The organism is Archangium violaceum (assembly GCF_016859125.1).
GTDB lineage: Bacteria > Myxococcota > Myxococcia > Myxococcales > Myxococcaceae > Archangium > Archangium violaceum_A.
This window is the reverse complement of sequence record NZ_CP069338.1, coordinates 3,495,875-3,509,684: the sequence shown is the minus strand read 5'-3', so window position 1 is coordinate 3,509,684 and position 13,810 is coordinate 3,495,875. Positions and strand designations below refer to the sequence as shown.

13 protein-coding genes and 1 riboswitch are annotated in these 13,810 nt (G+C 65.6%); of the genes, 6 read left to right on the top strand and 7 right to left on the bottom strand.

Going from position 1 to position 13,810, the window contains the following annotated elements; all coding sequences use genetic code 11:
• Positions 1-44: 44 nt before the first annotated feature.
• Positions 45-148: riboswitch (TPP riboswitch) on the bottom strand.
• 155 nt (positions 149-303) lie between these two features.
• A complete protein-coding gene (locus JQX13_RS15115; protein ID WP_203409721.1) occupies positions 304-2,442 on the bottom strand; it encodes a nucleoside hydrolase-like domain-containing protein in 2,139 nt (712 codons plus the stop codon).
• A gap of 249 nt (positions 2,443-2,691) precedes the next feature.
• Between JQX13_RS15115 and JQX13_RS15110 the strand changes: the two genes are divergently transcribed.
• From JQX13_RS15110 to JQX13_RS15095, 4 genes are all read left to right on the top strand, one after another.
• Entirely contained in the window at positions 2,692-3,084 is a 393-nt protein-coding gene (locus JQX13_RS15110; RefSeq protein WP_203409720.1) for a hypothetical protein, read from the top strand.
• 37 nt (positions 3,085-3,121) lie between these two features.
• On the top strand, positions 3,122-3,361 hold the full coding sequence (locus JQX13_RS15105; protein WP_203409719.1) for a hypothetical protein: 240 nt from the start codon (positions 3,122-3,124) through the stop codon (positions 3,359-3,361).
• A gap of 1,134 nt (positions 3,362-4,495) precedes the next feature.
• Positions 4,496-5,143 (top strand): hypothetical protein, encoded by a 648-nt coding sequence (locus tag JQX13_RS15100; RefSeq protein ID WP_203409718.1) that lies wholly within the window; start codon positions 4,496-4,498, stop codon positions 5,141-5,143.
• 137 nt (positions 5,144-5,280) lie between these two features.
• Positions 5,281-6,051 carry a DUF3396 domain-containing protein gene (locus tag JQX13_RS15095; RefSeq protein WP_239014759.1) on the top strand — a complete coding sequence of 257 codons (771 nt, stop codon included), beginning with the start codon at positions 5,281-5,283 and terminating at the stop codon, positions 6,049-6,051.
• Positions 6,052-6,641: 590 nt separating this feature from the next.
• Here the strand turns inward: JQX13_RS15095 and JQX13_RS15090 are convergent.
• Positions 6,642-6,899, bottom strand: a complete 258-nt coding sequence (locus tag JQX13_RS15090) for a hypothetical protein (RefSeq protein ID WP_203409716.1) — start codon at positions 6,897-6,899, stop codon at positions 6,642-6,644.
• 793 nt (positions 6,900-7,692) lie between these two features.
• On the opposite strand from JQX13_RS15090, the gene JQX13_RS15085 reads away from it, so the two are divergent.
• Positions 7,693-8,619, top strand: a complete 927-nt coding sequence (locus JQX13_RS15085) for a DUF6310 domain-containing protein (RefSeq protein WP_203409715.1) — start codon at positions 7,693-7,695, stop codon at positions 8,617-8,619.
• Complete coding sequence (locus JQX13_RS15080; protein WP_203409714.1) at positions 8,616-9,371, top strand: DUF5953 family protein; 756 nt, start codon at positions 8,616-8,618, stop codon at positions 9,369-9,371. Before JQX13_RS15085 ends, JQX13_RS15080 begins: the two co-directional genes overlap by 4 nt.
• 28 nt (positions 9,372-9,399) lie before the next feature.
• On the opposite strand, the gene JQX13_RS15075 is transcribed toward JQX13_RS15080, so the two are convergent.
• From JQX13_RS15075 to coxB, 5 genes are all read right to left on the bottom strand, one after another.
• A complete protein-coding gene (locus JQX13_RS15075) occupies positions 9,400-9,732 on the bottom strand; it encodes a DUF2381 family protein (RefSeq protein WP_203409713.1) in 333 nt (110 codons plus the stop codon).
• 301 nt (positions 9,733-10,033) lie between these two features.
• On the bottom strand, positions 10,034-10,420 hold the full coding sequence (locus JQX13_RS15070) for a cytochrome C oxidase subunit IV family protein (RefSeq protein WP_203409712.1): 387 nt from the start codon (positions 10,418-10,420) through the stop codon (positions 10,034-10,036).
• A gap of 11 nt (positions 10,421-10,431) precedes the next feature.
• Positions 10,432-11,070, bottom strand: coding sequence for a cytochrome c oxidase subunit 3 (locus JQX13_RS15065; RefSeq protein WP_239014758.1), 639 nt, complete (start codon positions 11,068-11,070; stop codon positions 10,432-10,434).
• On the bottom strand, positions 11,060-12,682 hold the full coding sequence (locus JQX13_RS15060) for a cbb3-type cytochrome c oxidase subunit I (RefSeq protein ID WP_203409711.1): 1,623 nt from the start codon (positions 12,680-12,682) through the stop codon (positions 11,060-11,062). Before JQX13_RS15060 ends, JQX13_RS15065 begins: the two co-directional genes overlap by 11 nt.
• Entirely contained in the window at positions 12,660-13,781 is a 1,122-nt protein-coding gene (gene coxB, locus JQX13_RS15055) for a cytochrome c oxidase subunit II (protein WP_239015301.1), read from the bottom strand. The genes JQX13_RS15060 and coxB overlap by 23 nt, the downstream gene beginning before the upstream one ends.
• Positions 13,782-13,810: the final 29 nt, after the last annotated feature.

The window sequence follows — 13,810 nt, the reverse complement described above, 5'->3', positions numbered from 1 at the left end:
AGGGTTCAGAGGAAGCTCCGGGGCCACGACCGGGAGATCGCGCGCCCTTGCTGCTCTCCGTTCCCTACGCCGGTCCTGGCCGGATCAGGTTCGATGGGTTGGCACCTGGCCTCTCAGCCCCCGGGAAGGGGCACCCCAACGGAATGACTCATGGCTAGCAGCCGGGCGGCACGGCGGCAAGGGGGTTGCCACACCCGGTGTTCGACAGCGGTCGGGAGAACCTCCGCGCGCCGGAAGAGGCGAGCCCTCTGGAGGCCCACCCGCCCCCGCGCTCACGAAGAGAGGAGCGCTTCTCCGGTATGCTCAGAGCTGCTGTATCTCCGCGGCGGTGAGCGCTCGGCTGTAGATGCGCACGTCGTCGATCTTCCCGTCGAAGGCATTGCCCCCACCCGGCCGGCTGCCGATGGCGACGTTCAGCGTGGAGTTGTACTGGGACGCGGGTACGCCGCTGGTGAGCGATGCATTCAACACACCATTGACGTAGAGCCGCATCGCCACGCCCGGCTCGTACGTGCCGGCGAGATGGAGCCACTGGTTGGTGGGCAGCGCGGTTCCGTTGATGTACACCAGCGTCGTCGAGCTCGTGGCGATCTGGAACGAGGCGTAACCACCACTCTCGATGTTCAATGACCAGCCCCGGCTGCCACCGCCACCCTGCTTGTTGATGATGCGGCCACTGGACGTGAAGGAATCGATCCACACCCAGGCGGACAGCGTCATCGCGCCGGTGAAGCGCAGGTGCTCCGGATTGCCAAGATTGACACGGTCATCGACCCCATCGAACTGGATGGCATTGCCCGTCTTGCCAGAGGTCCATACCGGCCCATTGACCAGCGTTCCGGTGACGAGCTGGCCCGAGGCATCCGCGGTGGAGCCACCGCTCCCCTCATCCAGCTTCCAGTGGCCCACCAGCCCCGTGGCCGGCCCGCCGCCCCCCGCGGGTGACACGGTCACCACGACCCGGCGGTAGCTGGTGAGCTGGGGGCTCCCGTTGTCGCGGACCGTCAGGATGATGTGGACGGTGGCCGGAGAGGTGACCGTTGGCGCGGTGAAGCTGGCCTCCCGCGAGGTGCCGCCGGACAGGGTGACGGCACCGGAATAGGTACCGGCCTCCCGGTACTGGAACCACTGGTAGCTCAACGTGTCCCCATCCGGGTCCGAAGAACCGAGGGCGCTCAGGCTCACGGTGCTGCCGGACACGGCGGACAGGTGGATGATCTGCTTGCTCGTATCGGATTTGAACGCGGCGACCGGCGGGTGGTTCGCGTTGGCGTAGACCGACGTATTGCTCCAATCCAGGCGCGCCGCGAAGTCGTTCTGGTACGCCTCGCGCCAGCGGGCCACCGTCCACTTCCTCCGAGTGCTGTAATCGGCGTTGCCCGCCGACGACCCGTGCGCATCCTCCGCATCGACGAAGCTCTGCCCGCCGTTCGGCTTGAAGCGGCCGCCCCAGCCACCCCACGTGGGCTGCTCGGGATCCTGGAGCCCATTGGGCAGCACGTAGAACCAGCTGGGCGTGTCACCTTCCTTCACGCCCTGGGTGTTCCGGGTGGTGGTCGGGTTCTGGGTGACGAGGGGGTAGCCCGCGCCGAGCGGGCCATGACCGCTGCGCACGTTGCTGTTCACCCAATCCCGCTGGGTGAGCGGGACGACGGCGGTCTCCACGAGTTGCACCGTGGGCCGGTCGTTGCCCGCGGAGTCGTTCTGGTACATGCCCCGGAAGAGCGCGGTGTAGCCACCAGAGCCCGCCGGTCCGGACTCGACGTACCGGAGGTTCGGGAAGTTCTGTTTGATCCACTGACCCGTGCCCTGGGGACTCGTGCCATCCTGGTCGGCGATCGCATAGACGCGCAGCTTCGAGAGGAACGTCTGGAGCTGGGACGAGGTGCGGGTGGCCCTCACGTCATGAAGCGCCTGGGCCAGTTCGTGAGCCCCGCCCCAGATGGCGACGTACAGCAGCGACGTGGATGCATCCACCTGGGCAATGATGTGGTTCGACGCCTCCGTCGAACGCCCCGGGCCCAGGTTCGCCACGCCACGGTCCTTGGTGCCAGTCTTCACCAGCCCATGGAGCGTGGCCGCCTCCGGATAGCCGCTGGCGTGCTTCACCAGATTGGGGCGCACCGCGGCATAGTCGTCGATGATGTCGTGGATGAGGTCGGGCCGCGGAGTCGCGTCTTCGAGCTGGCTCGCGGTTCCCGCCGCGGAAGCAATCAGCCCCGCGAACTGGAACTCGTTCGCGTAGAGCATCAACCGCCGCATCGACTGCTGATCATCGGGATCTCCACCAATGTCCGTGGTGACGAGCAGGCGCGGCTTGGACTGAGCCTGTGCGCTGGAGGCCGCGAGCACGGCCCCCATCAACACCGCATATCCAAGGCCGGCGCCGCAGGTGAAACGCCGTGAGGTGGAACGAAGGAACGAGAGGAGGTTCAAGACCATGGATGAGACTCGCGAGTATGTGTCCTGAATGGACTCAAAACAGTGATACTAGTCAAACAGGCCATCTCAGTAAAACGTGTTGCGCGCCCACTCGATGGTGGCGGGGGAGCCGAGCGGCGTCGGGCTGTCGAAGGTGAGTCGCGGTTTGGGCACCGACCATCAGCCCCGGAGCCCACGTCTGCCCACGTGCGCGATGAGACCGAGACACACATCTCGAGCCCACCGACCGAAACACGTTCCAAGGAGGGCTTGAACGGCTTCTTCCTGGTGAAGGTCGATGGGACGGTCTGGGACGGGTTCCGTCTGGTGTCCTCCGACTCCGACTACGTGGTGTCGGGGATGAACCGGGAGCGCGCGGAGATCACCGTGAGCCTGTGCGCCAGCTCATCGAGTACCAACCTCTCGACGGGCTTCTACTTCGTGAACGGCGACTTCTTCTGCTTCCAGGCCAACTACCAGGCCTCGAGGACAAGGCCCTCCGGGCTCCCCCGGAGGGCGGCCTCCGAGCCCCACCGGCGGCATCCAGGGCAACCAGATGCTGGCGAGTCCGTCTCCAGCGATGTCGCGAAATGCCGAACAGTCCCTGGACCGCGGCGACCGTCAACGCGTAACGTGCTCCGGCTCCGCGAGGAGCGTCAATGATGTCGTGCAGCTCCAACCATCGAGAAGGAGAGTTCGAGTGAAGATCAAGCTGCTCACCGTGTCCCTGGTCGCGTTCGGCTTCGCATTCGGGGCCACCGCGGCGTCCGGGGCCACCGCGGCGTCCGAGGCCATCGCGCCGGGGGACGATCTGCTCATCATCTGCTCAGGCGGCCTTTATTGCGAGGACGTGCGTCAGGAATGCCTCGCCTCCGGCAACAGCCAGACCATTTGCGATCGGCAGTGGCGCGGCTGCGTGCTCGACGCCTGCCCGCAGTAAGCCTGAGCGCGCTGCACCTCGGCGCGGGAGGGGGGGCGAGGAGCTGCCCGCCGCGCTGGAGTCCACGGCCTGGTTGCGCTTGTTCACGCAGCCCCGAAGCTTCACGTGGTCCTCGGCGAGCACGAGCAACTCGTCCACCGAGGGCTGCGGCTCGGCGAGCTCCCGCACCGTCTCCACGTCTTCGTGGGGCATCGCGCGGTGGTGGCGTTGCGAACCAACACCGAAAGCAATGCCCGCGCATCCTCGAGGTCGTCCGACAAGGAGCGTGCATGGGGCAGCAGGAGAAAGGTGTGGAAGGACTCCTGGACGGCATCGAGCGCGTCCTCTGCTGACAGCCCCTCGTGGCGAGCGATGCGCGACGGGAATGCACCTGCGTCCGCGCGAGCTCGGACACCCAACCGATGAAGGGAAGGGCTTCCGCGGAAGGTTCCACGAAAAACGTGTTCGACAGGCTCACGACCCCCGCGGCCCGGTAGGCAATGGCGCCGGCGACGAGGGCTTCGTTGTCGTAAGCGGCGAAGAACTGGATGTTCGCGTCGTCCAGCAGCGCGGGGCGGAAGAGGGTGTGTCCCTGCTTGGATTGGTGACTACCCGAGGAGCCGCGCCAGGCGGCTTCCCATGCGGCGAGCGAGCTCTTGTCCCGAATCGGGAGCCAACGGAGTCCGCTGGCGGGCGCAGCCACAGGTGCCGCCTGGGAGAGAGTGATCCACCGCGCGGCGAACAGCTCCGTGAAGCCTCTCGGGGTGAGGTCGAGCGTCGCGAAGCTGTCCTTGACTCCCCATTGCCCCGGCACGTCGAGCGCGGCAACTCATGACCCATGGGGATGCCGGCGAAACGGAAGCCGCTTCTTTCTTCCCTCTGCCGCGCCCAGAATGGCGAAAATCAAACGCTGCCCCCCCACATCCCGCCCCGGCTGCCTCCCCGCCATCCATCATAGGGCACATGAGTCCTCTCTCATGCACACGACGAGACGGGCCTGCGTTCCGGCTGAGGTGTGGAGCTCTGCCGCTCAGTGTGCTCCTCATGGCCTGCCAGGCCGGAGTCGTGCGTCGCGGAGGGGCACCGGGCCACTACGCGCAGTCCTTCGACTCGGCATCGAGTTCCTGCCGGACCCAACCGGCTCTGTGCGCTCGCATGGCAGGAGAGGAGACCGTCGTACCGCAGGCGGCACAACATCTGGCTGAGCGGGGAGCCTCCGCCGCCGCGGTTGCGGTCGTGCTGAATGAAGCGCACAAGAACGCCATCGAGCAGAAACTGGTGGAGTGCGCCAACATGGCTCGAGAGAAGGTGCTCCGCGAGCAGATGGGAGGCAGAAGCCCCACCCCGGAGGAATGCCGCGAGAAGAAGGAGTTCGGGGGCAGGATCAGGACGCGAGCCATGTTCCTCGGCGAGGAGATGCACAGGGTCGCGCTCGAATGTGCCGAGCTGGAGTTGGGTGCGCTGCGTCCAGGCGGCTTCAGCCGGGAGCCTCGTTATCGTTACAACAAGCAGACCCGGCAGCGAGAGCTGATCAGCCCAGAGAAGGAGGCCGCTCTGCAGGAGGAGGGGTGCTACAGCGAGTTGCGAGGCACGATCAAGCCAGACATCGTCATCCACTCGGGCGATCCGCTTATGCCCCTCGCTGCTTATGACTACAAATTCCCATGCGTGGGAAGTGACAGCGCTGATTGGTGTCGATACACCCAAGGACCTCATGCAGGCCGCTGGCAGAACGACGTGTATCAGGAAGTCCTGGGTGTTCGACCGCTCAAGATCCGCCCCTGGCTGGGAGTCACACCATGAGCGAGCACTACCCCCGCATTCGGATCTCCGCACCGAACGGGTACCTCTTGCTTCGTGAGGGCCTGAACCTGTGTTTCTACATCCGCCGTGCCCATCAGGAGATAGCACGAGGAGTCCTCCACTCACTGGAGGCCTATATGCACGCGTTAGGGCCGGGAGCACTCGGCCGGTACGTAGATGAGGAGGGAAGTCCACAGGAGCTCGATGACGCCGGGTGGAAGCGCATCCAGCGTGAACTGCTCGAGGAGCCATGGCCCCTCATCCGCCTGCTCGACACAGCTCCCGGTGAGCAGCGGTACTGCTTCGACTACTCCGGTAAACCGTTGGGCGACCCCTCCCTGGAGGACGAGCCGGACGCGTCATGCGCGGTGAGCTTCTGGCTTCCCACCGAGTACCTGGAGGAGCACGGCCCGGACCGGGTGCGTGAGCTGGCACTGGAACTGGCCGCCCCTCTGCCCTTCTGTTTCGGGCAGGCGGGTCTCTCATTCAACGGTGAGGCGGACGCAATCGGTGTCCTACGGGAAATCCGCGAGCGCTGCTTCCGCTACCCGGGCATGGATATCCCCAATCCGAGCTGGCTGTCGTGGCACCTCGGCACGCGGGTGCGCGGGCCCTCCTGGCTCACCTTCCTGGGCCAGCCCGTGCTGGGCGAGCTGGGCGGCGTGGTCGGCCTGCACTCGCGCCTGTCCTCGCCGGGCACCACCGTCCAGCAGATGGAAGGAGAGCGCGCCGTCGTCACTCTCGGCCCCTGCCCAGAAACGGGAGACACCGAACAGGGCCACACGCTTCCCTCCTACCAGGAGTTGGCGCGCGTCCTGGAGCCCTGGCTCTATCATGAGGAGAGCAACTTCGGGCTCGACTTCCCGCCTGAGACCCTGCGCCGTTGGGAGCGACGCTTCCTCGATTAGCTTGAATCTACCGGGGCGGGTGCCTGCGATCATCACACGCGTCTTATATTCGCGGCTGCGATTCTCGAGTTCCCGTTGGTCGCCGAGTAATCGAGTGACCCACCGCAGGAGGGTGGCCTGTTCCGCAGGGGAGAACAGATTCTCCAACTGGCCTTTGTATCGCTGAACTTCGTCCGAGAGCACTCCGCCGAGGCGCGCATGACACGTGCTGTTGCAACGCCTCAAGCCCTTCTTCACCCAGCCACTGTGCCCCCTTCGAGGAATTGCACACCGTGCGGATGGGAAGGAGGTTTTCGGGAGCATCCGATCCGCACTTGGCTCGAGGGCGCACATGGTCGAGAGCCTGTGACGGGCGACCACAGATTCAACAGCGGGAGCCGGTGCGAGATTTGCGAGTTGGCATGACTCAGCGGCGGGAATCGAACCCGTGAACGAGGCGATGGAAAACCCTAAGCAGGACGCGCTGTTACCCGCTATCGCCTTGATTCTCCTCGGGTTCGTCATCCCGTCCCATCCCACCCTGTGCCCTCGTTTCCGCCCCCATTCCCCGCTGGAGGGGCACATTGGGGGCACACGACGGGCGCATAGGGTCAACTGGCGGCCGAGACTTTGTCGGCGCAGATGAACGAGGCCAGTGCCTCACGCGCCGACCCGAACGTCGGCAGCGCGGATACCTCGATCCGACCATCCTCATCCACGTTAGGCGTGCCGTGCATGCACTTCCACCCGGTGGTGAACCGCATCAAGGTGAAGTGCCCGTCGTAACGTTCAACAGCGATCCGCTCGGCTTGAGCCATCAAGGTGTCCAGGTCAAGCGACTCGATGCTGGGGAGTGTCGGTCGTGTCATTCGCAGTCTCCGTTTTGTGTCCGCCGGACGTGCGGTAGATAGAACCGCTCCATCGTCCGGCAGGTGCGTGCAGGTGAGTCTATCACCGCGCGCGTGGGTCCGTGAGCCGGGCGGAAGCGCTCCCTCTGATGGGGCCCTCCTGAACGTGCAGATCGCTCCCCAGCCACCGGGGGCTTGTGCCGGAGCTGCTGCGGCAGGGGGCATCGGCTTGACGGCTCTGCGGGCTCGACCGGAGCGATGACGGGGACGCTACTTGAGGCGCGAGCGGCCTGGATGCCCGGTATCCCCCGGCTACGGGCAAGCGGTCGCCTGTCCCGGCACTGTTCGTGAGAGCGCGCCCGGCTGGCACCGTTACCGCCCTGGAGCCCTCCACAGCACCGAGATGCGGCTGCCGTGTGCCGTTCCCGTCAACCCCTCCCGAGCCCCAGCAGCCGCCCCGCTGGAGCCCTCCACAAGCCCGAGCTGCGGCTGCCGTGCGCCGCTCCCCTCCACCAGCCTTGAGCCGAAGCAGCCGCCCCGCTGGAGCCCCCTAGCGCGGTCCAGGTGCGCGCCTCACCGTTCCACCGGCCCGGGGAGACGGGGGCGTGCAACCTAGCGCCCTGTTGCCTGCACCACGCCCGAGAATGAGCTAAGCGCTGAGTTGGCGCTCGCCCTGGCCCGAGCTGCGGCTGCGGCACCCTGGCCCCGTGCCGTGCCCCCGGCGCGCTCGCTCGTGGCTGTCGGGGCGCGTTGTCATACTCCGACCGGCCCCACCAGGACCCTCTAGGTCCTAGCTCCAAGGGAGGACCCGGCCATGCGTCTCCGAGCGTGCTTCGCACTTCTGCTCTTTCTCTCAGCCTGTACGACGACACCCCCAAGCCCAAAACAGCCAGCGGCCCGCGACCCGAGGATCGCCAACCTCCAGCGAGCGGCGACGCTGCCCTGGACGGACGGGGGCAGGTGCGCTGTCCGCGAAGCTTCTGAGACCTGGCCTGTGCTGGCGGAGCGGTGCTTTTATGCCCTCGACCATGACCGGGTTCGGTTTCGGGACATCACAGGCAGATGCGCCGTCGCCTCCGCAGGTGCGGCAGTGGGCGTCGGGCTGTGCGTCTTGGCGGCGCCGGAGATCATCGTGGGAGCGGTGATCGTCGCGGGCGTGGTGGTGGTGGGCTTTGCCATCAAAGAGGCGTTGGATACCTACGCGGAGAAGAGGGGCCGTCCCCAGGTCCAAGTAAGGCCCGCGCCTGAAACGCGGCCCGTGCCTGAAACAGCGCCCGCCCCGCAGAAACCCTCGCCGAAAAAAAGGCCCAAGCCGGAGCCAAAAGGGCCGGATTTCCCTCCCGTGGAGCCACCCGAAACCTCGGAGCGAGATCGCAACAAGTGCGAGCCCATCCCGGAACCGCACGCGGGCGAGGATTACGCGCACAACAAGTGCGCCGATCAGTTTCCGCCTAACCGCTATCCCGGAATGGATGTGCGCGTGGGCGGCGTGAGCTTCGATGCGCTGCAAGTCGGCGTGCGTGTGCTGTGGGAGATCAAGACCCATCGATTTGATGCATACCCTGACTTCATTCAAGACAAGGAAATCAAGAGGGAAATGATACAAATAGAAAAGCAGCGAGAAGCTGCGGCGATATGTGGATATGGTTATGTCGTTGGGGTGAGCACCCAAGCGCACAAAGACGCGCTGCTCGATGAGGATCTTAATCTCAATGTTGTTGTCACGGGGTGCAAACGATGACTAGGCGGAGGACCCTCATTTTCATCGTCTACGCGCCTGCTCTTTTGGGCAACGACCGCCGCGCGCTCAATAGCGTCCATGGAATGGAAAAGGCGCTCCCCGGCTTGCGCCTGGAGTGGCGGCTCTCCGAAGGCGGGCGACCCATCGCATTGTCGCAGCGCGACGCGTGGCTCGTAGAAAGCATTGAGGACGGGGGATTCCCCCTTGTGTGCAACGGGGACGAGAGTTACCCCGTGACAGTTTGGGGAATGGGAAGATCGGGACTCTTTAGCGCAGGCGGTCAGGACCAGTTTGAAGTGCATGCAAAACTGCCATTGGGCGAGCCCGCGATCACGGCAGCAGCGAATGTGCTGGAAGGAATGGCGGAAGGGGCGTGCGCATTTTGGGGGCGCGTGCTGCCGAACGGAGTTGCGGCGGAGATGGCGCAGCAGGTTCGCCATTCGGTGGATCAGCCGCATGCTCCGCCCCGGGGACTCCCAGCGCTCAATCTTCCCTCGCACATTCGCTCGCCAGCAATTCCACATCACCTCGGATGGCTGAACTACTGGTCAGCCGCTGCCGCAGATGCCATCGGCTTTCCAGACCCCGCCCGCGATGCGGACCTGCTCTCGCGCTCACGGCGTACCGCGTCGGGCGGGTGGGTTGTACAGCTCACCGATGCGCCGCTCGACCTGGACAACCCGGCCCACCTGGACGCGCTCAAACGGGCCTACGAGCGCTTCCCGGAGATTGGCGGGCGCGCAGCCTCTTGAGACTCGGCGCGGCTCGCGGTGGCCGTGCTCAGGGCCCCTTCGCTTTCCCCTCGGGGAACTCGACGTTCCCGAGGGTGAAGGTGCGTGGCCCATGTGCTTCCCATAGCTTGAGTGTGCAGGGGCAGCCGAGCTGCGCGCGCTCCCCCTCGATGCCCACCACGACGGCACCGGCCCCATTCGCGGGAATGGGCGCCTCTTGCCACCGGGAAAGCTCCACCTCTTCCCCCGCCTTGTCCACCAGCGCCGCCCCCGCGAGCGTCCAGGGCTCGGCACCGGGGTTCTTGAGGGCCAGTCGCACAGCCACGCTCACCGGGCGGGTCTCGTCGCTGAGCGTGTAGCTGCGGCTCTTCTTCTCCTCCAACCCGAGCGCGTTTCCCGGCTGCTCTCTCACCGACCCGAAAAAGCGTTACGCCCACCTGTCCCCCGAGATGCTCGCGAGCGCAGTGCAGCAGCTCGACCGGCCTGTGCCCCAGCTCCACGCCGCTCCGGCCAGAAGCGCCGAAGGGGCACACTGAGGGCACATAGAGGAAAACGAGGGCAAAGAAAAACCCAGCAACCCCTTGAAGTTGCTGGGCTTCTCAGTGTGGAGGCGGCGGGAATCGAACCCGCGTCCCCTCCATACCCTCACCCCGTCCCTCTCCCAGAGGGAGAGGGGTGGGTCTTCAATTGCCCATCCAGCGGTTCGGTGAGCCCGGTGGCTCCGTCCTCGTCGAGGCCGGCCTCTTCGGCTCCAGCTCGTCCTCGATGCCGTCGGGCCTCGCCATCCGGATGCGTGTCATCGCATCAATGAGCGTCCCTCCCATCAGCAACGCCAGGAATAGCACCGATACCGGAAACACCACCCGCCTCGCTCCGGGCTGCTCCACCAGGTGCATGAAGAACATCGCCACCAGCACCGTCTTCGCCACCGCGATGAGCAGTGCCACCGGCAGGCCCATCGGCCCCAGCTTCAGCTTCGTCCCCAATACCCACGTCAGCACCGTCAGCACCGCCAGCACCGCCCACACCCCCACGTACCCCCATGCGGACTTCTTCTTCTCCTCCGCCATGGTTCCCTCCTTCACTCCACCAGGTACAGCAGTGGGTAGATGAACAGCCAGAAGACGTCCACCAGGTGCCAGTACAGCCCTCCTACCTCCACCGGGATGTGGTACCCGGCCGTGTACTTCCCCGCCACGGCCCCGAAGGCCAGCCATCCCAATAGCCCCAACGCCACCAGCATGTGGATGGCATGCAGCCCCGTGAGCAGGAAATACAGCGTGTAGAAGAGCGACCCTCCCTGCTCCGGTATCTCCTCGAAGTGGTAGTACTCCCCCGGCAGCGCTCCCTCCTTCCAGTGCTCCCAGTACTCCCATCCCTTGATGCCCAGGAACCCCACTCCCATCAGGATCGCCAGCAGCAACACCAGCGCTGTCAGGAACTGCCGCCCCTGCCGGATGTAGTGCACCGCCAGCACCACCATCAGGCTGCTCGTCACCAGCAGCAGCGTCTGCACCAGCGCCCAGTCCGCCTTCAGGTGCCTGCTCGCCTCCGCGAAGACCTCCGGGTAGTAGTACCGGTACACCCCGTACCCCACGAACAGGTTCGTGAAGAGCAGCACCTCCGAGCCCAGGAATATCCACATCCCGAGCTGCGCCGCGTGGCTCTGGTTCTCCGGACCGCTGAAATGGTCTTCCCAGGGGGACGTCTCAGTAGACACGGGGCGCCTCGGGAACGGTGTAGTCGTGCACCTCGCGCTCGAAGCTCGGTGCTCGTGTGAAGTTGTGCGGCGCCGGTGGCGAGCCGCTGAACCACTCGTACCCCCGCGAACCCCACGGGTTCGGCGCGCTCACCGGGCCATACCGCAGCGACCACAGCAGGTACACCGCGATGAGCCCGAAGCCGAACGCCAGCAGCGACGCCCCCGCCGTGCTCAACACGTGCAGCCACTGCATCTCCTGGGGGTACTGGTAGTAGCGCCGCGGCATCCCCAGGTTCCCCAACAGGAACTGCGGCAGGAACGTCACGATGAAGCCGAAGATGATGGTCATCGCCGCCAGGAAGGACCAGCGCTCCGGGTACACCCGCCCGAACATCTTCGGCCACCAGTAGTGCAGCGCCGCCAGGAAGGCCATCAACACCGCCCCCACCATGATGTAGTGGAAGTGGGCCACGACGAAGTACGTGTCGTGCCAGTGCACGTCCAGTGACGTGGTCGCCACCGCCACGCCCGTCATCCCGCCGAACATCAGCAGGAAGATGAAGCCCAGCACGTACAGCAGCGGCACCCTCAGGTCGATGGAGCCCCCATACATCGTGGCCACCCAGTTGAATATCTTGATCGCCGTGAAGATGGCCACCAGCATGCTCAGCACCCCGAAGATGCCCGAGGTGAACGTGGACTGCCCCGACACGAACATGTGGTGGCCCCACGAGAAGAACCCCACGAAGGCAATGCCAAACGTGGACGCGGCGATCATCCTGTAGCCGAAGATGTTCTTCCGGCTGAAGGCACACACCACCTCGGTGATGACGCCCATGGCCGGCAGCACCATGATGTAGACGGCCGGGTGCGAGTAGAACCAGAACATGTGCTGGAAGAGCACCGGATCCCCCCCTCGCGACGGGTCGAAGATGCCCGCGCCCAGCAGGCGCTCCATGGACACCAGCAGCAGCACCATGCCCAGCACCGGCGTGGCCACCACCTGGATGACGGACGTGCCGTAGATGGCCCAGACGAAGAGCGGAATGCGCGTCCAGTGCATTCCCGGCGCCCGCATCGTGTGCACCGTCGTGATGAAGTTGAGCCCCGTGATGATGGTGGAGAAGCCAATGATGAAGACGCCCAGCAGGATGGGCGTCAGCGCCGAGGGAGAGACCGTGCTGTACGGCGTGTAGAACGTCCACCCCGTATCCGCCCCGCTCCACAGCATGCCGAACACCGTCAGCAGCGCGCCCGCCAGGTAGATGTAGAACGAGGCCAGGTTCAGCCTCGGGAAGGCCACGTCCTTGGCTCCCAGCATGATGGGCAACACGAAGTTGCCGAACGCGGACGGAATCGCCGGAATCATGAAGAGCCACACCATGATCACCCCGTGCAGGGTGAACATGCGGTTGTACGTCATCGGGCTGATGAGGGTGGGCCCCGGCGTGAGCAGCTCCAGCCGCAGCACCATCGCGAAGATGCCCCCCAGCAGCAGCGAGAAGATGACGCCCACCAGGAACATCACGCCGATCCGCTTGTGGTCACGCGTGAGCAACCACGACATCACCGAGGTCTCGTGGTTGAGGTAGGTGATGGCCGGCTGACTACTCTCCGCCGATGGGTTCATAGACAGGTCCCCTGGACTCGACGTCTTGCAGCCGAGCGCTGCGCAGTGTCTTGATGTACTCGAGCAGCGCCGCGACCTCGGCCGCCTCGAGCTGCCCCTGGAATGACGGCATCACCGGCTCGTACCCCGCCACCAGCTTCTCCAGCGGCTTCATCATGGATTCGGTGAGGTAGGCCTCGTCCGCCACGACCGTCTCGCCGCTCGTCAGCAGCTCGCGGCGCATGTACAGGTCCAGCCACGTGGGCCCGATGTGCTGCGTGCCGTCGATGGTGTGGCACCTGAGGCAGCCCTTCGCCGCCGCCACCCGCTCGCCCCGCTCGGGCAGCGTGCCACGCTCGGCGTACATGAGCTCGCCGTGGGGTTGCTGCGCATCGTAGGTGGCCGCCCGGCGCGCCGGAGTCAGGGGTGACAGCTCCTCGGGCGCGCTGGGGGTGGCGTCCCGCCGCGCCACCAGGCCCTGGCGCTGCTGCTTCATCCACTCCTCGTAGTCCTCCTGCGAGAGCGCCACGACCTCGGCCCACATCTCCGAGTGCTTCAGCCCACAGTACTCCGCGCACATCACCCGGTAGGTGCCGGGTGTCGTCACCTCGAACCACGTCTGGGTATAGGCGCCCGGGAGCGCGTCCTGCTTGATGCGGAACGCCGGCACGAAGAAGGAGTGGATGACGTCCCGGCTCGTGAGCAGCAACCGCACGGGCCTGCCCACCGGCACCCGCAGGACGCCGATGGAGTTGGGGCCCTCGGGATAGGTGAACTTCCACATCCACTGCTTGCCCACCACGTAGACGTCCATCGCGTCCCGCGGGGGCGTCTGCATGCGGATGAAGTCGTGGTACCCGATGAAGAACCACACCAGGAACGTCGTGAGTGGCAGCCCGATGAAGAGCAGCTCCCACCCGAGCGTCCCCTGCACCTTCGGCGTGACGTCCGTCTCGGAGCGCCTCCGGTAGCGGATGAGGAAGTAGGCCGCCAGGGCGAAGATGATCGTCGCCGCCACCATCGTCGTGGAGATGATGACGTAGTGCAGGTGGTCCACGTCCTTCGAGACGGTGGACGCCTGCTCCGGCAGGAAGAGGATCCTCCGGAAGAACTCGTTCACGGCCCCGGGTTCGGTCCGGGTCGTGCCCG

Excerpts from the sequence above, each read along its gene's own strand:
- JQX13_RS15060 (WP_203409711.1), bottom strand. The coding sequence starts at position 12,682 with ATGAACCCATCGGCGGAGAGTAGTCAGCCGGCCATCACCTACCTCAAC.
- JQX13_RS15100 (WP_203409718.1), top strand. The coding sequence starts at position 4,496 with ATGGCAGGAGAGGAGACCGTCGTACCGCAGGCGGCACAACATCTGGCT.
- JQX13_RS15080 (WP_203409714.1), top strand. The coding sequence starts at position 8,616 with ATGACTAGGCGGAGGACCCTCATTTTCATCGTCTACGCGCCTGCTCTT.
- JQX13_RS15095 (WP_239014759.1), top strand. The coding sequence starts at position 5,281 with ATGCACGCGTTAGGGCCGGGAGCACTCGGCCGGTACGTAGATGAGGAG.
- JQX13_RS15115 (WP_203409721.1), bottom strand. The coding sequence starts at position 2,442 with ATGGTCTTGAACCTCCTCTCGTTCCTTCGTTCCACCTCACGGCGTTTC.
- JQX13_RS15085 (WP_203409715.1), top strand. The coding sequence starts at position 7,693 with ATGCGTCTCCGAGCGTGCTTCGCACTTCTGCTCTTTCTCTCAGCCTGT.
- JQX13_RS15090 (WP_203409716.1), bottom strand. The coding sequence starts at position 6,899 with ATGACACGACCGACACTCCCCAGCATCGAGTCGCTTGACCTGGACACC.
- JQX13_RS15070 (WP_203409712.1), bottom strand. The coding sequence starts at position 10,420 with ATGGCGGAGGAGAAGAAGAAGTCCGCATGGGGGTACGTGGGGGTGTGG.